Origin of the sequence: Polaribacter pacificus, from assembly GCF_038024035.1 — a bacterium.
Classification (GTDB): domain Bacteria; phylum Bacteroidota; class Bacteroidia; order Flavobacteriales; family Flavobacteriaceae; genus Polaribacter; species Polaribacter pacificus.
Window position 1 is genome coordinate 385,504 of the sequence record NZ_CP150664.1, and the last position, 21,169, is coordinate 406,672.

Here is a 21,169-nt window from a genome sequence, read left to right on the forward strand (position 1 = left end):
AAACCCTAAGCAATGCAGCAAATGAATAAGCAGAAAAACATCATTTTAGACAATACTCAGATTCAACATAAGATTCATCGAATTGCCTATCAAATTTATGAGAGCAATAGCAATGAAAAAGAGATTGTGTTAGCAGGAATTTCAAAAAATGGCTTCATACTAGCTCAGTCAATTGCAGAATCTTTAGCAAGTATCTCTCCACTTCGTATTATCATGTGTGAAGTTTTTATTGATAAGAAAAAGCCATTAAAACCGATTAGCACTTCCATACCAAGTGAAGATTATATACATAAATCTTTAGTCTTAGTTGATGATGTACTTAATTCTGGAGCTACGTTAATTTACGGGGTTAAGCATTTTTTAGAGGTTCCATTAAAGCGTTTTAAAACAGCTGTATTGGTAAATAGAAACCATAAAAAGTATCCCGTTAAAGCTGATTTCAAAGGACTTTCATTATCTACTACCCTACAAGAACAGGTTATTGTAGAGTTTTCTAAAAATAAATCTGTTGCATATTTATTATAATGCTAGTTTAATTTCTTTACAAATTTCTTCTACACTTTTATTATCTATAGAAATAATTTGCTTGGCTTGCTCATAAAAGGCGGCTCTTTCAAACAAATGTTTTGCAACATATTCTGTAAGCTGATCAGAAGACAATTGAGCAACTAGAGGTCTTAATTGTTTTTCTTTAGTTAGTCTGTCAACCAGTGTAGCGATTCCTGCTCTTAAATATACTGTATGATAGCCAGTGCTATTTAACAACTGTGTATTGTTTCCGTAACAAGGGGTCCCTCCTCCTAAAGAAAGAACACAATCAGTAGCTTGCGCTAGAACCTCTTGAAGATATATTGACTCTTGTCTTCTAAAATAGATTTCTCCTTTGTTTTTAAAAATATCTTTGATGCTCATCTTATCACAAGATTCTATATAGGTATCCAAATCAATAAAATTAAGATCCAAAACTTCTGATAATCGCTTTCCTATAGAAGATTTTCCACTTGCCATATAGCCCAATAATACTATTTTCATCTCGTCTTGTTTAAGTTGTGCAAATATCTAAAAAATTTATAAGTAAAAACTTTTATAGTTTAAAGAATAGGTAGTATATTTGCACTCGCTTTCAAACAAAGCATGACCTGGTAGCTCAGTTGGTAGAGCATCTCCCTTTTAAGGAGAGGGTCCTGGGTTCGAGCCCCAGCCCGGTCACAATACTTTTCTATAAGTATAGAGAATTGACAAATTATAAAACTTAGTAGCTTTAGAGCGAAAAGTTTATGCTGAGCGCAGACGAAGTAAGCCCCAGCCCGGTCACAATTTTTTTCTATCCTATAGAAAAACAATCTTTAAAAAAAAGTTAAGCGTTAATTTTGCTTAACTTTTTTTATTACTACACCTGCGTGTGTGGCGGAATTGGTAGACGCGCAAGCTTGAGGGGTTTGTGTTCATTAGAACGTGCAGGTTCGACTCCTGTTACACGCACAAAATTTTGTTAATTTGTTTAAAAATTAACCGCTTTCTTTTCTTTTATCATTATTATTGTAAGATGCAAAAACATATACTTTTTTTCTTGTTTCTAACTTTTTCTTTTGTGAGTTTCGCTCAAGAGAGTTTGAAAATTGTTCAACTAAAAGGTCAGATAGTAGGTGCTGAAGATCAAAAACCTTTAAGTGCTGCACATGTTATCAATTTAAATTCGGTTGTTGGTACCATTACAAATGATCGTGGTTTTTTTGAAATCCCTACACAAGTAAATGATACCATTATGGTTTCTTACCTTGGATTTCAATCAATCAAACTTAAAATAACCAACGATTTATTAAAAGGAAATGAATTGGTCATCGCCCTGTATGAAAAAGCAAATGAAATTAAAGAGGTGGTTATTCAATCTACAAAATTGATTGGTGTATTGGAGGTTGATATCAAGCAAGTACCTAAAGACCGAAATACCAGAATTCATATTAATGGTCTTCCTCAAGCTTATGAATTAGGGAAAGCCGGTGGGCAAAACTTAAATACGCCTCTTAAAGCCCTTTTCCAGCCCATTGATTTTTTATACAGTATGTTTGGAAAAAAACCCAAGCAGTTAAAGAAACTTCAAAAACTTAAAAAAGAAGACGATTTAAGAAAGATGCTCAATGGTAAGTTTGATAGAGAGATCATGATGGAGTATCTAGATATGGATAAACAAGAATTAAGTAAACTACTTGCCGATTGTAATTATTCGGAATACTTTATTGCCAAGGCTAGTGATTTGCAAATGATTGAAGCCATTTTGGACTGCTATGAAAATTACAAGGCACTTAAAAAAGGAAAAATCGAAAGGAATTCAATTCCAGATAAAAAGAACTAAGTTAGTTTAAATCAAAAAAGGCTGTAAACAATATTGTTTACAGCCTTTTTATCAACTATTAAAAACTAACTAATGATCTAAAATACGGATGTAACGTATTTATAGTCATGCCTTCTCTTACTATTCCAAGAAACTCTTTTAGAAAATACTTGGTTGTTCAGTTTATTTTTTTTCTCTTCTTTGATGTTGTTATCAATTGTAATCATTTTATTATATTTTATTTTTTGTGTTCTTGTTATATACTTATAAGACGCATATGTTTCAAGTTTGTTACAATTTTTTACAGGTATTAACAGAATTTTATGAAAATTAAAAATCAGCCTTAAAAGACTGATTTTTAATTTTTTAATAGAATGCTTTTACTGATAATAATACAGTAAAAAGAGTTGAATTTTATTGTTTTTTTACTAGGTTTCTATTGATTTCCTAAGATAATTGGCAATCCGTCTTTTCCTGACCCAATGACAACAACTTTGCTGTTTGGAGACTTCGCAAGCTCTAAAGTTGCGTCAATTCCTTTTTCTTGTAAAATTTTATCCGTTAAAGAAGCACTTAAAATCTTATTTGCTACTGCTTTCCCTTCTGCATCAATTTTTTGACGCTCAGCTTCTTTTTTTGCTTTTGCTAAACGAAACTCATACTCAAGAGATTCTTGCTCTTGTTTTAGTTTGGTCTCAATGGCAGTTCTAATAGTTGTTGGTAATTTAACATCTTCAACCAATACTCGTTTAACTGTTAAATACTGATCTGATAAAATATTAGTCAGTTCTTCTAAGATTTCCTGTTCAATAACATCTCTTTTACTAGAGTACAATTGTTCTGGTGTATATCTACCCACAACAGATCTTGCGGCAGCGTTTACAGCAGGGTTTAACAATTCTCTTACAAAATCTGCTCCTTTCGTTTTGATTAAGCTTCCTAGGTTCTCTAATTCTGGTTCATACCAGATGGTTCCATTTACTTTTACTTCCAGTCCGTTTACAGACAATACATTCATTTCATCAGAGATAGACTGTTGACGCACTTTAAGCACGATCATTTCGTTCCAAGGAGCAACAATATGAAATCCTTCATTGTACGTTTCATCGGTGTTAATACCGTCTCCAAATCGCTCAAATAAGACACCACCCTCTCCAGGACCAATAGTCACTGTTGATTTTGAAATAAAAATGATGAGTACTACCGCTATAATGATAAAAATAAGTCCCCCTTTAGGAAACTTTAAATCTACTTGATTCTGTGCCATAAAATTTAGTTTTTTTTGAATTTATCAAATTTACAACTAAAGCCCGTTAATTGCAATCTTTATAAGCACAATCTTCTGGGTTTTGATCTAGCTCTAAAGTACAATGCTCAATGTGAAACTCTTGCTTTAACAAGTGTCTAACCTGGTTTTTAAGTGCTGTAGTTTCTTTTTGATATGGGTCATTAAGCACCAAATGCATACTTAATACATGATATTCTCCGTCCATGGTCCATAGATGGCAGTCGTGAACACTTTTTATCCCTTTCATAGCAATGACTTTTTTTTCAATTGCCTTTACAGATAGTTGATCAGGTACCCTTTGAAGAATGATGCTAATAGATTCTTTAAGGTTTTTAAACACATTAAAAAGCACATAACAGGCAATTGCCAATGAGAGTATTGGGTCTAATATAGGAACATTCCAAAATTGCATGATAATGCTTGCAATCAAAACAGCAATCCAGCCCAAAACATCTTCTAATAAATGCAGGCTTACAACCCTCTCATTTATAGAGCTGCCTTTTTTTAATTTTAAAACGGCTGCTCCGTTAACCAACACGCCTAAAATAGCAAGCCACATCATCCCATGGGCATCAGCTGCTTGAGGATTTATAATTCTCGGTATGGCTTCTTTAATAATAAACACCGTTCCGATAATTAATATAATACTATTAATTATCGCGCCTAAAAGCGAAAAACGCTTGTAACCATACGAGTATTTTGAGTTTGCTTTTTTAGTTGATATTTTTTGAAAATACCAAGACATCCCTAAACTAATACTATCACCTAGATCATGTACAGCATCAGAAACAATAGCCAAACTATTGGTGTAAATCCCGCCAATAATTTCTATCAGAGTAAAAGAAAGATTTAAAAAAAACGCTGTTTTAATGTTTTTAGTAGCTCCTTCTTCATGATGATGGTGATGATGATGTCCCATGGTTCACCCTTTCGATTTATAGTTTTATTAAAATCCCCCCATTAAAAACAAAGCCATCAGTAGGAGCCCAAATATCTGAGAATACTGGGTTGTTAGCTGATCCTGTAATCATAGATTGATAATTTGATTGTTTGTTATCTGTAAAGTTTTCAAAATTTGCATAGACACTTATTTTACCAAAGGTTCTCATCGCCATAAAGCCCATAGTCCAATAACTCGGTGTTTCAGTTAGGTCTGTTCTAAATTGAGAACTCTTGTAGTAAGCCTCATAACCAATTCGCCATTTATCGTGAACTTCATACATAAGTACACCTCCAAAATTGTGCTTAGGAGTTAAAGCTTTCTGTTGTTGTAAAACCTTTACATTGTTAAATGCATAATTGGTAAATAAGATAAAGTCTTTGTATTTAAATTTTAAATTGGTTTCAAAACCATAGCTATCTAGAGGGTTTGTTGCATTTAAAAATTTATAATCTTGTCCTTGTTGTGTTAACACTAAGCTATTGTTTAACTGCGTGTAAAAGAACAATTGATTAAATGACACAGAGACTGCATCCTCAAGAATTGTGGTTTTATAGTTAAGGTCTAAATTAAGCCCAGCAGAAGTTTCTGCTTTAAAATTAGTAGGGTTTATAGGTAATACTTGTTGATAAGCACGCAGTTCTGAATCTTCTGTAAAGATCGTTGGGATTTTATATCCTAGTCCTCCACCAATTCTAGAAGTCAATGCATTAGTAAACTTGTAAAATAAAGAGACTCTTGGTAATAAAAAAGTACCGTAATTATTATTGTAATCAATACGCAAACCAGTTTCTAAACTCATGTTTTCTGAAACGGTCAAATTGTTTTGTGCAAAAGCACCGCTGGTAAATTGCTGATAGCTTCTATCTAAAGCAGTTGTAGGTGTTTCTGTAAAGTCTTCTGTAATGATATTGGCTCCAAAAACCCAATCAGATTTTTCTGAGTACCTATTATAAGTAGCTTCGGTAAAACTAGCAAATTGAGATCCTAAAAACTGGTAGGTAGGTAAAAGTAAGTCTCTATTAAAATAGCTAAGACTATTTTTTATGTGAAAAGAGCTGCTTTCAGAAATTTCATTATCATATGAGCTCTTCATTGCGTACCTACTTGATTTGTTTTCTTCAAAAAAACCTTGTTGTGGCGTTGTGTTCTGGTTAACATATCGAATATCACCTCCTACTCTACGCTCATCAGAAATATTAAACGTAACTCTTAAAGTTTTAGCTTCTGAAGGGTAATAATAGAATGATGGGTTAAAGCTGATGCTTCTTACTTTAGGCAGGTCAGAAAACGTATCATTATTAACATCACTTGCTTGCTGTAAGTTGGTCGAACCAAACAAAGACATTCCAAAACGATCATTTCGTTTGCTATAGTACGCATTTACAGTAGCTCCTTTACGCGATGTTAAATCTAGCATAAAAGTAGTTTCACTTTCAAAACCAGGTTTCTTAGAAATTAAATTCACCAATCCTGCGATGGCTCCTCCTCCATATAAGGTAGAAGAACTTCCTTTAATAATCTCTACCTGTTGTAAATCTAAAGGTGGAATTTGCATAATACTTAAACCACTAGAAAACCCTCCAAATAAAGGGAATCCATCTTTTAATAGCTGAGTAAAACGTCCATCCAACCCTTGAATTCGAATACTTTGATTGGCAGAGTTTGCAGAAGTCTGTTGCATCTGTATCCCTGTACTCTCTCTTAATAACATGGCTATGTTGGCAGAATTCATAGCTGCTTTTTCTCCCAGTTCCTCAGCTCCAATTACTTCAATTCTTGTAGGTATTTGAGCAATACTTCTTTTACTTCTGGTTGATGATATTACTACGGTTTCTAAAGTACCTTCATGTTCGTGTAATGCAATGCTTATGTTATTGTCCTTTATCGGGAAGTTTAGTTTTATCTGTTGTGTCTCAAAACCCACAAATGAAACAACTAAGGTTTGTTTACCGTTAGGGATAGATGCTAAAGTTGCAATCCCATCATAATTTGTAGTATTTCCTAGCTGAGTTCCTTTTAAATAGACCGATGCACCCATTAACACTTCTTTGTCTTCTGCAGAAACTACGGTTACTTTAAGTGAATTTTGTGAAAATGCAGTGTGTGAGAGTAATCCAATAAAAAGGATTGTAATAACGTTTTTAACCATTGTGTTTGCTGTTTGTCAATTGATAATTTAATAGAAGACGCTTAACCTATTAAAAAGATGCAAAAAAGTATAAAAAAAATACAGCAATTAACCTTTAATCTTTTAATCGATCTTTTACGTATTCTATAGCAGTCTTTCCATGCTTTTTAGGTTGACCGTTATCATCAAGGGCTACCATAACAACTTTGTCTATTTCAATAATGGTTTTGTGTGTTAATTTATTTCGAACAGTGCATTTTAACGTAATAGATGTATTTCCAAAAGCCAAGACTTCAATCCCTATTTCTATAATATCACCCTGTTTTGCAGAACTCACAAAATCTATTTCTGACATAAATTTGGTTACTGTTCTTGGAATCTCTAATTGAATGATTGCATACAAAGCAATTTCCTCATCAATCCATTGTAATAACCGTCCTCCAAATAAGGTTCCATTTGGGTTTAAATCTTCAGGTTTAATCCATTTTCTTGTATGATACTTCATGTTCTTTGTGTTTTGTATTGAGTACTGTAAATTTCGGTCAATTTATTAATTGAAGCAATCAATCTCAATTGTAAAATTAAATATGACCATAGTATTTTCTAATAAACCATTCTGCAGAAAATAAAAGAATAATCATTACAAGAAGTATGGGCCAATGAATAAGCTCTTCTTGCACCTTAGTGCTTTTCTGCACTGTTTGATACCTATTATCTTTTACAATAGCATTAATGGCTTCTAAGATGTTGTTTGAGCTGTACCACTGCCCTTCTGTGCGCTTGGCTAAGCTTTTTAATCCTTCAATGTTGGCCATGGTAAACTGTTCTTCTATTTGGAAATCTGTAATTTTAAAAGAACCAGACTTTTTAAGTGTCTGGTTTTCAACCTGTACAGTATATTGGTAGTCGCCTGGTGCTAAGTTGTTTACAATTAGTTCAAAAGAGTTGTCCTCCAAATAAAATGAACTGTTTATCTGATTGTTATTGGTAGTATTTACTAACTTTAACTGTAATTTTGCTCTAGGGTCAAATTTGTAGTTTTTGTCAACATAAAATGCGCTTATTTTAATAGGGCTGTTTGCAGGATAGGTGTTCTCTACTTTAATAGAGAGTCGTTCTCTTTGTTGGCTAGAGGCCAAATATTGTACGGTATTTCCAATAAAAGCATCAAAATCTTGAAAAGAATTGGCTACCCTAAAACTAGTTGCTCTCCATTTCCAGAGCCCTTCTCCTAATAAAACAGCACTTTTTTGATTGGCTTCTTCAAAAGTTGTTAGCAAAGGTGTTTCAGTATCAAAACCTGTAATGGATTGGTATAAAATAGCGTCTTGTTTGTTATTTATTTTGATTCCTCCAAATTGATCTTGCAAGGGAGGGAAATTAGTAAATCCAATATCCTCTTGTGCAAAAGCAGTAAAAGATTTGTTGTAATACGCTCCGTATTCTTCAATACTGTTGATGCTCTTCTTTTGATAATTTTTTTGTGCTTCATTTAAAAAATCCCAATCAGTTTGTAAGCCAGTTACTACCCAGTAATTGAGTTCTTGCTGCTGAATTTCTGTAAAAACAGATTGAAAGTTTTGGTTTGGCTGATAGAGTATAACTAATTGAAAGTCAGAGTTTTTTAAGTGGTTATTTTCTAGATTTAATAAGGTCACCTTCCGTTGCTTGTTTGTTTCAATGGCTCGCTTTAATGCGCCAATATCTGGGTGTTGAGTTTCACTGATAATAGCTATGTTTGTCTGCTCATTAAAGACTTCTACCGCAAAGGTTTTAAGATTGTTCTTTAGATTTTCTTCATTTTTAATTGGGGCTATACTAGCAGTATAATAATGCACTCCTATTTTATCTGCATCTAAGTATGTTGTTATAGTTTGACTTGTTGATGTCTTACTAAAACTTAGATTTTTTTTAAAAAGCATTCGATTGCCTACTTTTAAGTAAAACGTCGTATTTACAGCAGTTTCACCTTGATACAGAAAACGAATTTCAACAGGAAAGGTATTGCTTAAATAACTATAAGGGTTTGCATTAATTTGCTTAATACTGATATCAGTCTTAGGTACTGTATCTCCTAATATGATGGGGTATATATTGTTTTTTGTACCGCTGTAATTATAAGAGGTACCCAAAGTTTGATTACCATCCGTTAATAACAGCACGGGATCACTACTGTTCTTTGTTAGTTTATCAACACTTTCAAGCGCTTTGTAAATATTGGTCTGAGTATCTTTAAAAGACAAACTGTCGGTAGGCATTACTGCTAGCTCATTACCAAAACGATACCACATAAGCTCAAATTTATCTGACAGACTTTGATTTTGTCTTAGTTTTTCTAATGCATTTAACAGGCCCCTATCTTGCTTTAAAAACTTTATAGAGAGGCTGTTGTCAGCCAAAATAGTTAAACTTGGTTTTTTGCTTGTTATACGGTCGTTTTCAATACTTGGATTAATCCATAAGAGTATAAGTAAAAAAAATGCAAGAAAGCGTAAGGAGAACAACAGCAAATGAGTTCTTTTGACTTTAGGGTTCTTATAAAAATACAAAAACCATGAAGCACCTAGGCTGATAAGAACTGCAAATAAGATTAATAAAATTGTTGTTGTTTGCAAGTGGATATCTTTAAACGTAAAATTAACTAAAAATATATTGATAATCAATCGCTAAAAAATATTAATCAACATAAAAAAGCCTATCGTGTTTTCTAAAACAGATAGGCTTTTTCTATGTATTAGTTGTTGTTATTTTTTAGGCCATACATTGTCAGTTACATCAGAATCTGGGAATCTACCAAAAGGATCAAAAGTTATTTTTTTAATCTTTCTAGATCCAAATTGCAATTTGGCTTTAAACGTTCGGTTTCCATTAAACCAAACTGAAACCGGCCAAGTAACAATTGCAGTGTTAGCATCTAGCATCTTAGCGTTTTTCATTTTTTTAATAGCTGATCTTCCTTCTTCAAATTCAACCTTTAATACTACAGGAGATGGCATTGCTCCAGCCTGATAAACATCTACTGTGGTAGTAGATCCAGACTTACTAACCTTATTAATTGAACCATCAACAGACTCTGTAGTCCACAACCAATAATACCAGAACCATCCTAGATCCATGCGTAATTCACTACTCATAAAGTACACAAAATCCCAAGGAGACGGGTGTTTAAATGACCAGGCCGCTGCATATTTCTTCATAGCAGCTTGTACTGCATCATCTCCTACGATACTTCCCAACATAGAAAGCATCATTGGTGCTTTGTTATAGGTCTGAAATCCATATAAGTTTCCTCCGTAATTAGACATCCACATCATGGTAGGTTCTTCTTCGTTTCCGCTAATTCTACCATAGTTTTGTCCCCAACCATCTAGTTTGGCTGGTCTTCCTGTTGCATCAGCATTTGATAAGATATTCATATAGGTATTAAATCCTTCATCCATCCAACCGTATCTGGTTTCGTTTGTTCCTACGACCATTGGCCACCATTGATGTGCAGTTTCATGATCTGCAGCACCTTGATTAGAGTTGATTACCATAGGGTATTCCATTCCGGCACTAGGACCATCCTGAAGTGTTAACTGTGGAAAAGCATAAGGTGTCCATAAATTTGAGTAGAACTCTAAGGCATGACGCGTTACTGCTCCTGCTCTTGTAAATCTATTTGCTCTTTCTGGTAAAAACACCATATGAATCGGGATCGGTCCTTTGCTAGGAATCACAGCTCTAGTGGCTTTCCATACAAATTCATTAGATGCTGCCCAAGCAAAATCATTTACTTTATCAGCTTTATAATGCCAAATTATTTGATTGTCCTTTGCTGGCTTTAGGCCTTTTTCACCTTGACCAATAATGGTTAATTCCTCATTTGATTTTAAAACCTTAGCCAATCGATTGTTGGTTTCTTGGGTTAAGATTTCGTTGGCATTTTGTAAAACTCCTGTTGAACTCACTATCCAACCATCTGGTACATTGATCTTTACATCAAAGGTTCCGAAATTGTTAAAAAATTCTGCAGGACCTAAATAAACATCTCTTTGCCAACCTCTTAAATCATCATATTTTGCAAGTCTAGGAAACCATTGAGTTGGTTGAAACACACGACTACCCCATCGTTGGGTCATTCTATGTCCTCTTCCGTTTTCTCCTCCAGGTAATTTTGTATTCCAAGAAATTTCTACGGTTGCTTTTGATTTTGCTTTAATTGGAGTCGCAAGATTGATTACCGCTACTGTTTGTTGCAAGCCACTCACAGAAATTTTTGGAGTACTTTTTTGTCCTCTTCTAAAACCAGCTGGTCTTGCGTGTAAATCAACCTCTACACCATCTACAACTAATCGAGTGATTACCATTCCTTCTGTAGTTTCTGCAGGAACTGAACTCCCTCTTGGGACATCCGCTCTAAAAATATTGTGATCCAACCTTAATACAATACTGTTTAAATCATCAGTACTATTGTTGTGCATTAAAATTGTTTCTGTACCAGAAAGAACTTGTGTCCTTGGGTTTAGGCTTACGTTAATATCGTAATCAGCCTCTAATTGCCAATAGTTTTTTCCAGGTGTACCCGTAAAATCTCTAGTTCCAGCCTTTATAGCTTTTTGAATCGAGTTAGTCAATGGAATTTCATGGCGAATTGTTCGCTTTGTTGATGTTAGGCTTTTTTGCTGTGCAGCACCTAAATACCCTTGTAATAAGAAAACAAGGGACAGTCCTTTTAGTAGTATTTTCATGGTTGTTGCTTAAGTTTATGCCCGAAGATACATACTAAGCAGCATATTTACAAAACCTTAGATGTTAAAAAAGCCCATACCAAAAAGGTATAGGCTTAATATATAGTTTATGTCGTGTTTATTAGGTGTTCATTCCTCCATCAACAGAAAGGGTTTGACCGGTAATATACCCACTCATGTCTGATGCTAAAAACACACAGGCATTAGCGATATCTTCTGGAGTCCCTCCTCTTTTTAAAGGAATTTCATTACGCCATCCTTCTACAACTTTTTCATCGAGCTTGGCAGTCATTTCTGTTTCTATAAAACCAGGAGCAATCACATTGCTTCGAATATTACGAGAACCTAATTCTAAAGCTACTGATTTAGAAAACCCGATAATTCCAGCTTTTGAAGCTGCGTAATTGGCTTGACCAGCATTTCCTTTTAATCCAACAACAGAACTCATATTAATTATAGATCCTGAACGTTGTTTCATCATAGGTCTGATTACAGCTTTGGTTAAGTTAAATACAGATTTTAAATTAACTTCTATCACCTTATCAAAATCATCTTCAGAAATTCGCATTAGCAAATTGTCTTTTGTGATTCCAGCATTGTTTATTAAAACATCAATAGCACCAAATTCTTTTAGTACTTCTGCTGCTAATTCTTGAGCCGCATCAAAATTTGCAGCGTTTGATTGGTAGCCCTTCGCTTTTACACCAAATGCTTGTAATTCTTTTTCTAGTTCGTTTGCAGCATCAACAGATGAGCTATAGGTAAAAGCAACATGAGCACCTTGTTTGGCAAACATCAGAGCAATTCCTCGACCAATCCCTCTAGAGGCTCCTGTAATAAGTGCCGTTTTATTATCTAATAATTTCATAAGTAAGTTGTTTGATTTCTTTATGAGTTTTTCAAATATACTAATCTTTTATTGATGGGAATTTCCCAATAAAAAGAAATTCCCGAAAAGCTGAGGATGAATTCAACGAAGTCGGGAATTTTATTTGTGTTTCGTTTTAAACTAAAACGATTTGTATTTATTTTTTTAAGACAGTAGCGATCATTTCTCCAATTTTAGCTGGAGAATCTACTACGTGAATTCCATTTGCTCTTAAAATAGCCATTTTAGCTTGTGCAGTATCATCAGCTCCACCAACAATTGCTCCAGCATGACCCATTGTACGTCCTGCAGGCGCAGTCTGACCAGCGATAAACCCAACAACTGGCTTTCTGTTTCCATCAGCTTTGATCCACTTTGCAGCATCAGCTTCTAATTGACCACCAATTTCACCAATCATAACGATTGCTTCAGTTTCATCATCATTCATTAATAGTTCAACAGCTTCTTTTGTTGTAGTTCCAATAATTGGATCTCCACCAATACCAATTGCAGTAGTGATTCCGTAACCTTGTTTTACAACTTGATCAGCAGCTTCATAAGTAAGAGTTCCTGATTTAGAAACGATTCCAACACGCCCTTTCTTAAAGATAAAACCTGGCATAATACCAACTTTTGCCTCGTCTGGAGTAATAACACCTGGACAGTTTGGACCAACTAAAATACAATCCTTAGCATCAATATAAGCTTTTACTTTTACCATATCAGCAGTAGGAATTCCTTCTGTGATACAAATAATTACTTTGATTCCTGCATCAGCAGCTTCCATAATTGCATCAGCAGCAAAAGCTGGTGGTACAAAAATAATTGAAGTATCTGCTCCTGCTTTAGAAACAGCATCGGCAACTGTATTAAATACAGGCTTTCCTAAATGCTCTTGACCACCTTTTCCCGGTGTCACACCACCAACTACATTGGTGCCATAATCAATCATTTGACCAGCGTGAAAGGTACCTTCACTTCCTGTAAAACCTTGTACTATAACTTTTGAATCTTTATTTACTAAAACGCTCATTTGATTTTTTGTTTTACTCTAGATTATACGTTCTATTGAACTGAATATTTTTTACTGCACAAAAATAACTTTTTTTACAATGGTATCCAACCAATTTCGTTTCACTTTTTTTGATTGCCAACGATATTTTTAAGATAGATTACTTCTCGTAATTTTTGTTTGTGTTGTATAGCAGGGGTTCCGTAGTAAATACCCTTGCTAAGACTTTTAGTAACACCAGATTGCGCCATCACTATGGTGCCTTTTTCTATAGAAATTCCACTTGTCATTCCTACCTGTCCCCAAATTGTTACTTCATCTTCAATGATATTACAACCAGCAATACCGGTTTGAGCAGCGATTAAACATTTTTTACCAATTACGGTGTCATGCCCAATATGTACCTGGTTGTCAATTTTTGTTCCCTTTTTAATATGTGTATTACCAGAAACTCCTCTGTCAATAGTACAACTAGCACCTAAGTGCACTTCATCTTCTATTAAAACACTACCTCCAGAAATTAGTTGATCATAACCACTAGGTCTGTTTTTGTAATAAAAAGCATCAGAACCGATGACGGTATTTGCATGAATAGTTACATCATCACCTATGCGACAATTATCATAAATACTCACATTGGCGTGAATACGGCAGTTTTTCCCAATTCTTACATTATTACCAATAAATACATTAGGCTGAATAACAGTGTTTTCTCCTATTGTAGCTGAATCGGCAATACTAGCTTTAGCAGCGATAAAAGGATTGAAATGCTTCGTTATGGTATTAAAATCTCTAAAAGGATCATCAGATATTAACAATGACTTTCCTTCTGGACAGGCTACCTTCTTATTAATTAAAATAGTGGTTGCAGCAGAGTTTAATGCCTGGTCATAATATTTTGGATGATCTACAAAAACAATATCACCTTTTTCAACAACGTGAATTTCATTTATACCGGTAACTGCATAATCAGCAGAACCAACAAATTCTACCTTTAATAAAGTAGCAATTTGTTGTAGTGTTTGTGGTTGAGAAAATTTCAAAATTACTCTTTGATACGTTCTTGGTATGCTCCTTTTGAAGTCTCAATTTTAATTTTATCACCTTCATTGATAAAAAGAGGAACATTAACTTCTGCACCAGTTTCTACCGTCGCAGGTTTGGTTGCATTGGTTGCTGTATTTCCTTTTAATCCAGGCTCAGTGTGGGTTACTTCTAAAATAACACTTGCAGGCATGTCTACAGATAAAGGCATTCCATCTTCAGAGTTAATAATGATGGTAACAATTTCTCCTTCTTTCATTAATTCTGGCACATCTAAGGCACTCTTTTGAAGTTGAATTTGTGTGTAATCTTGTTCATTCATAAAGTGATACACATCTCCTTCTCTGTATAAGTATTGAAATTTATGAGTTTCTACACGAACATCATCTAGTTTTCTACCTGCAGGAAAGGTGTTGTCTATAACTTTTCCGTTGGTTACACTCTTTAATTTTGTACGAACAAAAGCAGGTCCTTTACCTGGTTTAACGTGTAAAAACTCTACAACTTTGTAAATGTCATTATTGTATCTAATACACAATCCGTTTCTTATATCTGATGTTGTTGCCATGTATGCTTTATTTTCTTAATTACTAATTTACGTTTTATTTTATTTAGCTTCCTAAATAGCCTTTCATAATTCCACGCTTCGAATTTCTAATGAAAAGTGTAATTTCATCACGTTCTGGTGTCGCTTCCATTTCGGCTTCTATAATTTCTAGGGCTTGAGTGTTGTTGTAATTCTTTTGGTATAAAATTCTGTAGATATCTTGAATCTCTTTGATTTTTTCAGAAGAAAACCCTCTTCTACGAAGTCCAATAGAATTAATCCCTACATAAGATAAGGGCTCTTTTCCTGCTTTGGTAAATGGCGGTACGTCCTTACGAACTAAAGAACCTCCAGAAATCATAGCGTGATCTCCAACATGAATAAATTGATGTACTGCGGCTAACCCACCAATAATAGCGTATTTACCAACTACAACATGACCTCCCAACAAAACACCATTAACGATGATTGCATTATCTCCAACGATACAGTCATGAGCAATATGAGATGCAGCCATAATCAAACAATTTTCGCCTATAACAGTTTTACCTCTATCATTGGTTCCTCTGTTAATGGTTACACATTCTCTAATGGTTGTATTATCACCAATAATTGTAAGTGAATCTTCTCCTTCGAATTTTAAATCCTGAGGAATAGCAGAAATTACAGCCCCAGGAAATATGCGGCAGTTTTTTCCGATTCTAGCTCCTTCCATAATGGTTACATTAGATCCTATCCATGTTCCTGAACCAATTTCCACATCGTTGTTGATGGTTGCAAAAGGCTCTATTACTACATTTCTAGCTACTTTAGCTTGAGGATGTACATAGGCTAAGGGTTGATTCATAAGCTATTGTTTTTTTGCTATTTGAGCCATTAATTCTGCCTCTACGACTAATTTCCCATTTGCATAGCCATAAGCCTGCATATGACAAATCCCTCTTCGCATCGGTGAAATTAATTCACATTTAAAAATTAATGTATCTCCAGGTAATACTTTTTGTTTAAATTTTACATTGTCCATTTTCATAAAATAGGTCAAGTAATTTTCTGGATCTGGAACGGTACTAAGAACAAGGATTCCTCCACATTGTGCCATCGCTTCTACTTGTAATACACCTGGCATTACTGGAGCTCCTGGAAAATGTCCAACAAAGAAGTTCTCATTCATTGTTACGTTCTTCATACCTACCACATGGTTATCTGAAAGCTCTAGAATCCGATCCACTAATAAAAATGGAGGCCTGTGTGGTAAGATGTTCATAATTTGATGGATGTCCATCAATGGTGGCTGGTTTAAATCATACTGAGGTACATTGTTTCGTTTTTCCATTTTGATGATCTTCGCCAATTTTTTAGCAAATTGTGTATTTACAAGATGTCCAGGTTTGTTAGCGATGACCTTTCCACGGATGCGAATTCCTGCCAATGCCAAATCACCTATCACATCTAATAATTTGTGTCTGGCTGCTTCATTGGCCCAATGTAAGGTTAAATTATCTAAAATACCATTCGGTTTTACTGCAATATTATCTTTCTTAAAGGCGCTCTTAAGTTTACTCATCGTTGCCTCTGACAATTCCTTATCTACATAAACAATGGCATTGTTTAAATCACCACCCTTAATCAAATCATTTTCAAGTAGCATCTCTATTTCGTGTAAGAAGCTAAATGTTCTTGCAGCAGCTATTTCTTCTTTAAAATCAGAAATATGATGTAAGGTTGCATTTTGAGTTCCTAATATTTTTGTACCAAAATCTACCATAGTGGTAACTTCATACTTATCAGAAGGCATCAAAATAATCTCACTTCCTGTGCTTTCATCTCGATAAGAAATAATCTCTTTAACCACATACTCTTCTACTTCTGCGGATTGTTCTTGTAAACCCGCACTCTCTAATGCTTCTACAAAAAACTTCGATGAACCATCCATAATTGGAGGCTCTGATGCATCTATTTCTATAATTAAGTTGTCAATTCCCAAACCAACTGCAGCAGCTAATACATGCTCAGAAGTTTGAATTTGAACACCATTTTTCTCTAAATTAGTTCCTCTTTGCGTATTGACAACGTACTCTGCACTTGCTGCAATTACTGGATGACCTTCTAAATCTACTCTAATAAAGGCATAACCATAGTTCTCGGGAGCAGGTTTAAATGTCATATTAACCGTATTTCCTGTATGAAGACCAACACCGGATAGACTTACCTCGCTAAGAATTGTTTTTTGTTTCGTACTCATATTATTTTTTTTGAGTTTTTAACTCTTTCTCTAAATTATTGACTTTAGTTACCAACTGCGGCAATTTTCTAAAGTATATATATGATTTATTAAAATCATTATAGCTAAAGGCTGGAGTTCCTTGAATCACTTCATTATCAGGAACACTTTTTGTAATTCCAGACTGCGCTTGAACCTTTACATTATTTCCGATGGTGATATGACCTACCACACCTACTTGACCTCCTATCATACAATTGCTTCCAATCTTTGTTGAGCCTGCAACACCTGTTTGCGCAGCAATCACAGTATTGTTTCCTATCTCTACATTATGTGCAATCTGTATTTGATTGTCTAGTTTAACTCCTTTTCTAATGATGGTTGATCCCATGGTAGCTCTATCTATAGTAGTACCTGCTCCAACATCTACATGATCTTCAATGATCACATTCCCTATTTGAGGAATTTTATCAAAAGAACCAGAGTTGTTTGGTGCAAAACCAAAACCATCTGAACCTATAATCACTCCTGCATGGAACACACAGTAATTGCCTATTTGGGTTTCAGAGTAAATTTTAACACCTGGGTACAAGGTACAATAATCACCAATAACAACATTATCTCCAATAGTTACATTGGGATGTATCTTTACATGATTTCCAATGATAACATTTTCACCAACATGCGAAAAAGCACCGATATACTCATCTGAGCCTATCTGTGCAGTTTTAGAAAAATAATAAGGTTCTTCTCTTCCTGTTTTAGTATTCTTTACTTCATTGTAAAAACCCAACAATTTGGAAAATGCATTGTAGGCATCTTCTACTTGTATTAATGTGGTTGTGATTTCTTTCTCAGGCACAAAAGATCTATTTACGATAGTAATAGAGGCATTTGTGGTGTATAAAAATGAATTGTATTTGGGATTGGATAAAAAAGTTAGACTTCCTTTGATACCTTCTTCAATTTTTGAGAGGGTTGAAACTTCTTCGTCAGGATTCCCAACGATATCACCTTCTATAAGATCCGCTATTTGTTGTGCTGTAAATTTCATTAACTGCAAAAGTATAAAAAAAACTTATGAATCCTTTAAAAACATTTTCTTTGGATAACAGATGTAGTGTTTTACTACAGCTTTTGTGAGTGCTTGTAGATTAAGTTGATCTGATGCCAAAGCGATGTCTTCTGTCTTTCCTTTTCCGTACACAATTTTTATGGGGCGTTTTGTGTTGTATGCGAGATTACTAACAGAGTTTTCAAAAATAAAATAGTTTAACTCCTCTTCTGTAAAATCACTCTGCTCTATAAAATCATTTTTAATTTTCTTGAGATCTTTTGGATTAAAAGGATTATTCTGCATTTTTATTTTCAACAAATTACGATCCATTATCATTTGTGACAATTTAGAAAGAACAGGATCTGGATGCAGTGTCCATTCTTTTATTGCTGATAACACATCATAATCATCAAGCTTAGAAAACATAAGTAATGTGTGATCATCAAAGTTTTGGGCGGAGATTTGATGGTATAAAAAATATTGTAAAGTTTTGGTTGCTGGTAAATCGATTTGCTGACTTGCTAAATATTTAGCGCGTTTTAAAATATTGACCAACATATTTTCTGCAACCAAGCCTGTTTTGTGTAGATATACTTGCCAATACATCAATCTACGTGCAATTAAAAAATTCTCTACAGAATAGATTCCTTTCTTTTCGATAACAAGCTCATCATCCTGTACATGCATCATAGCTATTAATCGATCTGAGCTAATGTTTCCTTCGGCAACACCTGTAAAAAAGCTATCTCTCTTTAAATAATCAAGTCGATCAATATCTAGTTGACTTGAGATTAATTGATTAAAAAAACCTCTGTCGTATTTACCTTCAAAAATCTGTATTGCAAGTGTTAGCTGTCCGTCAAAAGTCTTATTAAGAGCTTTCATAAACTTTAAAGAAATCTCCTCATGAGTAATTCCATTAACAATACTGTTTTCTAGAGCGTGTGAAAAAGCTCCGTGACCAATATCGTGTAACAAAATTGCAATATACAATGCGTTGGCCTCTTCATCAGAGATGTCAACTCCTTTAAAGCGTAGTACTCTAACGGCTTTTTGCATCAAATGCATACAGCCAATTGCATGGTGGAATCGAGTGTGATGAGCACCTGGATAGACCAAGCTAGAAAAACCCATTTGCGTAACTCTGCGGAGTCTCTGAAAATAGGGATGTTCTATAATGTCAAAAATTAGACTGTTTGGAATGCTTATAAATCCGTAAATAGGATCGTTTAGTATTTTTAATTTATTGGTGCGTGTAGTATTCAAAAGTAGCTTGTTTAAAACAATACAAATATACTATAGTTCTAAGGATGACTATAACATCTGAACTTAAAAGTACATGCTTTCTTTTAATTAACGAAATTTTATTAATAAATTAGGGGGTATCAGTCGGTTTTGGATTATTTTAGCAAGTATACTTTTAAACTTTTTAATGAAAAAAATAGAGATTTTATGGGTTGATGATGAGATAGATCTACTAAAAGCTCATGTGCTTTTTTTAGAGCAAAAAAATTATCATACAACCACCTGTACCAATGGTATTGATGCTATTGATTTGGTTTCAAAAAACAATTTTGACATTGTCTTTCTTGATGAGCATATGCCTGGTATGACTGGCTTGGAAACCCTTACAGAAATAAAACAGCTTCAGCCTAACCTTCCTGTCATCATGATCACAAAAAGTGAAGAAGAAGCTATTATGGAAGAAGCCATCGGCTCTAAAATTGCCGACTATTTAATAAAACCTGTTAATCCGCATCAAATTTTATTAAGTCTTAAAAAAAACTTAGACCATTCAAAATTAGTGAGTGTCAAAACCACATCGACCTATCAGCAAGAATTTAGAAAAATCAGCATGGATTTGGCTCTGGTTAATAGCTATCAAGGCTGGATAGATGTTTATAAAAAGCTTACTCATTGGGAGCTATTGTTAGAGCAGATTGATGATAGTGCTATGTTAGGAATTCTTGAGGGTCAGAAAGCAGAAGCAAACAATCTGTTTTTTAAATTTATAAAACAAAATTATGCTGATTTTCTAACAGATAAAGAAGGTCCTGTATTTTCACATCAGTTATTAAAAGAATATGCATTCCCTTCACTATCAAAAGAAAACGGAACTCTTTTGGTTGTCATTGATAATTTGCGTTATGATCAATTTAGAGTGCTAGAGCCTCTGTTTGCTAACTTTTACAAAAAGCAAATTGAGCACAGTTATTTTAGCATCCTACCTTCTGCAACTCAGTATGCTAGAAATGCCATTTTCTCTGGGCTAATGCCTTCTGATATGGAGAAAAAGTTTCCGAATTATTGGAAAAATGACACTGATGAAGGCGGGAAAAATCTTTTTGAAAATGAATTTTTAACCGCACAAATCAAACGTTTAAATTTAAATATTTCGCATCAGTATTTTAAAATCACCAATTTAAAAAACGGGAAAGAGCTGGCTGATAATTATCAAGCCACAAAACAAAATGATCTAACCGTTGTGGTGTATAATTTTGTTGACATGCTTTCACATGCAAAAACAGAGATGGACCTAATTAAAGAACTCTCCGGAGATGATAAAGCATATCGCTCCTTAACTGCCAGTTGGTTCCAGAATTCTCCCCTGTTCGAAATCATACAAAAAGCACAAAAATTAGGTCAACAATTAATAATTACCACCGATCATGGAACGATAAATTGTAAAAGACCGAGTAAAGTGATTGGTGATCGTGATGCCAGCAGTAATTTGCGTTATAAGACAGGTAGAAGCTTAACCTATAACGCCAAAGATGTCTATGCTGTAAAAGATCCAAAAGAAATTTCACTTCCAAGTTCAGCTATGAATAGTTCTTATATTTTTGCAAAAGAAGATGTTTTCTTAGCCTATCAAAACAATTACAATCACTACGTTAAATACTATAAGAACACCTATCAACACGGTGGAATCTCTTTAGAAGAGTTAATAATACCTTTCGCAATTTACAGTCCAAAATAAGTTAAAATAAGGCTGGTTT

18 protein-coding genes and 2 tRNA genes are annotated in these 21,169 nt (G+C 34.2%); 5 read left to right on the plus strand and 15 right to left on the minus strand.

Annotated elements, in window-relative coordinates; translation table 11 throughout:
• Positions 1 to 21: 21 nt before the first annotated feature.
• Positions 22 to 525 (plus strand): phosphoribosyltransferase family protein, encoded by a 504-nt coding sequence (locus WHC90_RS01670; RefSeq protein ID WP_188598735.1) that lies wholly within the window; start codon positions 22 to 24, stop codon positions 523 to 525.
• Here the strand turns inward: WHC90_RS01670 and WHC90_RS01675 are convergent.
• Entirely contained in the window at positions 520 to 1,032 is a 513-nt protein-coding gene (locus WHC90_RS01675) for a shikimate kinase (protein WP_188598734.1), read from the minus strand. The genes WHC90_RS01670 and WHC90_RS01675 overlap by 6 nt on opposite strands.
• A gap of 104 nt (positions 1,033 to 1,136) precedes the next feature.
• On the opposite strand from WHC90_RS01675, the gene WHC90_RS01680 reads away from it, so the two are divergent.
• The 3 genes from WHC90_RS01680 (at position 1,137) to WHC90_RS01690 (ending at position 2,353) form a co-directional block, all read left to right on the plus strand.
• Positions 1,137 to 1,209 (plus strand) — tRNA-Lys (locus WHC90_RS01680).
• A 189-nt stretch (positions 1,210 to 1,398) separates the two neighbouring features.
• A tRNA-Leu gene (locus tag WHC90_RS01685) sits at positions 1,399 to 1,482 on the plus strand.
• A gap of 109 nt (positions 1,483 to 1,591) precedes the next feature.
• On the plus strand, positions 1,592 to 2,353 hold the full coding sequence (locus WHC90_RS01690; protein ID WP_340820047.1) for a carboxypeptidase-like regulatory domain-containing protein: 762 nt from the start codon (positions 1,592 to 1,594) through the stop codon (positions 2,351 to 2,353).
• 415 nt (positions 2,354 to 2,768) lie between these two features.
• On the opposite strand, the gene WHC90_RS01695 is transcribed toward WHC90_RS01690, so the two are convergent.
• The 14 genes from WHC90_RS01695 to WHC90_RS01760 form a co-directional block, all read right to left on the minus strand.
• Positions 2,769 to 3,599: a prohibitin family protein gene (locus WHC90_RS01695; RefSeq protein WP_188598732.1), complete on the minus strand. Its 831-nt coding sequence runs from the start codon at positions 3,597 to 3,599 to the stop codon at positions 2,769 to 2,771.
• A gap of 46 nt (positions 3,600 to 3,645) precedes the next feature.
• On the minus strand, positions 3,646 to 4,539 hold the full coding sequence (locus WHC90_RS01700) for a cation diffusion facilitator family transporter (RefSeq protein ID WP_188598731.1): 894 nt from the start codon (positions 4,537 to 4,539) through the stop codon (positions 3,646 to 3,648).
• 16 nt (positions 4,540 to 4,555) lie between these two features.
• The gene (locus WHC90_RS01705) at positions 4,556 to 6,712 is read right to left on the minus strand and encodes a TonB-dependent receptor (protein WP_188598730.1); all 2,157 of its coding nucleotides are present in this window, start codon (positions 6,710 to 6,712) and stop codon (positions 4,556 to 4,558) included.
• Between the two features lie 94 nt (positions 6,713 to 6,806).
• Positions 6,807 to 7,196 carry an acyl-CoA thioesterase gene (locus tag WHC90_RS01710; protein WP_188598729.1) on the minus strand — a complete coding sequence of 130 codons (390 nt, stop codon included), beginning with the start codon at positions 7,194 to 7,196 and terminating at the stop codon, positions 6,807 to 6,809.
• A 76-nt stretch (positions 7,197 to 7,272) separates the two neighbouring features.
• Positions 7,273 to 9,306 carry a VWA domain-containing protein gene (locus tag WHC90_RS01715; RefSeq protein ID WP_188598728.1) on the minus strand — a complete coding sequence of 678 codons (2,034 nt, stop codon included), beginning with the start codon at positions 9,304 to 9,306 and terminating at the stop codon, positions 7,273 to 7,275.
• A gap of 129 nt (positions 9,307 to 9,435) precedes the next feature.
• On the minus strand, positions 9,436 to 11,421 hold the full coding sequence (locus WHC90_RS01720) for a M1 family metallopeptidase (RefSeq protein WP_188598727.1): 1,986 nt from the start codon (positions 11,419 to 11,421) through the stop codon (positions 9,436 to 9,438).
• Between the two features lie 121 nt (positions 11,422 to 11,542).
• Entirely contained in the window at positions 11,543 to 12,289 is a 747-nt protein-coding gene (gene fabG / locus WHC90_RS01725) for a 3-oxoacyl-[acyl-carrier-protein] reductase (protein WP_188598726.1), read from the minus strand.
• 157 nt (positions 12,290 to 12,446) lie between these two features.
• Positions 12,447 to 13,322, minus strand: coding sequence for a succinate--CoA ligase subunit alpha (gene sucD / locus WHC90_RS01730; RefSeq protein WP_188598725.1), 876 nt, complete (start codon positions 13,320 to 13,322; stop codon positions 12,447 to 12,449).
• Between the two features lie 101 nt (positions 13,323 to 13,423).
• Complete coding sequence (locus WHC90_RS01735; protein ID WP_188598724.1) at positions 13,424 to 14,344, minus strand: UDP-3-O-(3-hydroxymyristoyl)glucosamine N-acyltransferase; 921 nt, start codon at positions 14,342 to 14,344, stop codon at positions 13,424 to 13,426.
• Positions 14,345 to 14,346: 2 nt separating this feature from the next.
• Entirely contained in the window at positions 14,347 to 14,913 is a 567-nt protein-coding gene (gene efp, locus WHC90_RS01740) for an elongation factor P (RefSeq protein WP_188598723.1), read from the minus strand.
• Positions 14,914 to 14,956: 43 nt separating this feature from the next.
• Entirely contained in the window at positions 14,957 to 15,739 is a 783-nt protein-coding gene (gene lpxA, locus WHC90_RS01745) for an acyl-ACP--UDP-N-acetylglucosamine O-acyltransferase (protein ID WP_188598722.1), read from the minus strand.
• 3 nt (positions 15,740 to 15,742) lie between these two features.
• A complete protein-coding gene (locus WHC90_RS01750) occupies positions 15,743 to 17,134 on the minus strand; it encodes a bifunctional UDP-3-O-[3-hydroxymyristoyl] N-acetylglucosamine deacetylase/3-hydroxyacyl-ACP dehydratase (protein WP_188598721.1) in 1,392 nt (463 codons plus the stop codon).
• 1 nt (position 17,135) lies between these two features.
• A complete protein-coding gene (lpxD, locus tag WHC90_RS01755; protein WP_188598720.1) occupies positions 17,136 to 18,167 on the minus strand; it encodes a UDP-3-O-(3-hydroxymyristoyl)glucosamine N-acyltransferase in 1,032 nt (343 codons plus the stop codon).
• Positions 18,168 to 18,191: 24 nt separating this feature from the next.
• On the minus strand, positions 18,192 to 19,436 hold the full coding sequence (locus WHC90_RS01760) for an HD domain-containing protein (RefSeq protein ID WP_188598719.1): 1,245 nt from the start codon (positions 19,434 to 19,436) through the stop codon (positions 18,192 to 18,194).
• A gap of 166 nt (positions 19,437 to 19,602) precedes the next feature.
• Between WHC90_RS01760 and WHC90_RS01765 the strand changes: the two genes are divergently transcribed.
• Positions 19,603 to 21,150 (plus strand): response regulator, encoded by a 1,548-nt coding sequence (locus WHC90_RS01765; RefSeq protein WP_188598718.1) that lies wholly within the window; start codon positions 19,603 to 19,605, stop codon positions 21,148 to 21,150.
• The last annotated feature ends 19 nt before the right edge of the window (positions 21,151 to 21,169 follow it).

What these genes read in the sequence shown, in the direction of transcription:
- WHC90_RS01700 (WP_188598731.1), bottom strand. Translation starts at nt 4,539, where the DNA reads ATGGGACATCATCATCACCATCATCATGAAGAAGGAGCTACTAAAAAC.
- WHC90_RS01675 (WP_188598734.1), bottom strand. Translation starts at nt 1,032, where the DNA reads ATGAAAATAGTATTATTGGGCTATATGGCAAGTGGAAAATCTTCTATA.
- lpxD (WP_188598720.1), bottom strand. Translation starts at nt 18,167, where the DNA reads ATGAAATTTACAGCACAACAAATAGCGGATCTTATAGAAGGTGATATC.
- WHC90_RS01670 (WP_188598735.1), top strand. Translation starts at nt 22, where the DNA reads ATGAATAAGCAGAAAAACATCATTTTAGACAATACTCAGATTCAACAT.
- WHC90_RS01710 (WP_188598729.1), bottom strand. Translation starts at nt 7,196, where the DNA reads ATGAAGTATCATACAAGAAAATGGATTAAACCTGAAGATTTAAACCCA.
- lpxA (WP_188598722.1), bottom strand. Translation starts at nt 15,739, where the DNA reads ATGAATCAACCCTTAGCCTATGTACATCCTCAAGCTAAAGTAGCTAGA.
- WHC90_RS01695 (WP_188598732.1), bottom strand. Translation starts at nt 3,599, where the DNA reads ATGGCACAGAATCAAGTAGATTTAAAGTTTCCTAAAGGGGGACTTATT.
- WHC90_RS01720 (WP_188598727.1), bottom strand. Translation starts at nt 11,421, where the DNA reads ATGAAAATACTACTAAAAGGACTGTCCCTTGTTTTCTTATTACAAGGG.
- WHC90_RS01765 (WP_188598718.1), top strand. Translation starts at nt 19,603, where the DNA reads ATGAAAAAAATAGAGATTTTATGGGTTGATGATGAGATAGATCTACTA.
- WHC90_RS01750 (WP_188598721.1), bottom strand. Translation starts at nt 17,134, where the DNA reads ATGAGTACGAAACAAAAAACAATTCTTAGCGAGGTAAGTCTATCCGGT.
- sucD (WP_188598725.1), bottom strand. Translation starts at nt 13,322, where the DNA reads ATGAGCGTTTTAGTAAATAAAGATTCAAAAGTTATAGTACAAGGTTTT.
- fabG (WP_188598726.1), bottom strand. Translation starts at nt 12,289, where the DNA reads ATGAAATTATTAGATAATAAAACGGCACTTATTACAGGAGCCTCTAGA.
- WHC90_RS01705 (WP_188598730.1), bottom strand. Translation starts at nt 6,712, where the DNA reads ATGGTTAAAAACGTTATTACAATCCTTTTTATTGGATTACTCTCACAC.
- efp (WP_188598723.1), bottom strand. Translation starts at nt 14,913, where the DNA reads ATGGCAACAACATCAGATATAAGAAACGGATTGTGTATTAGATACAAT.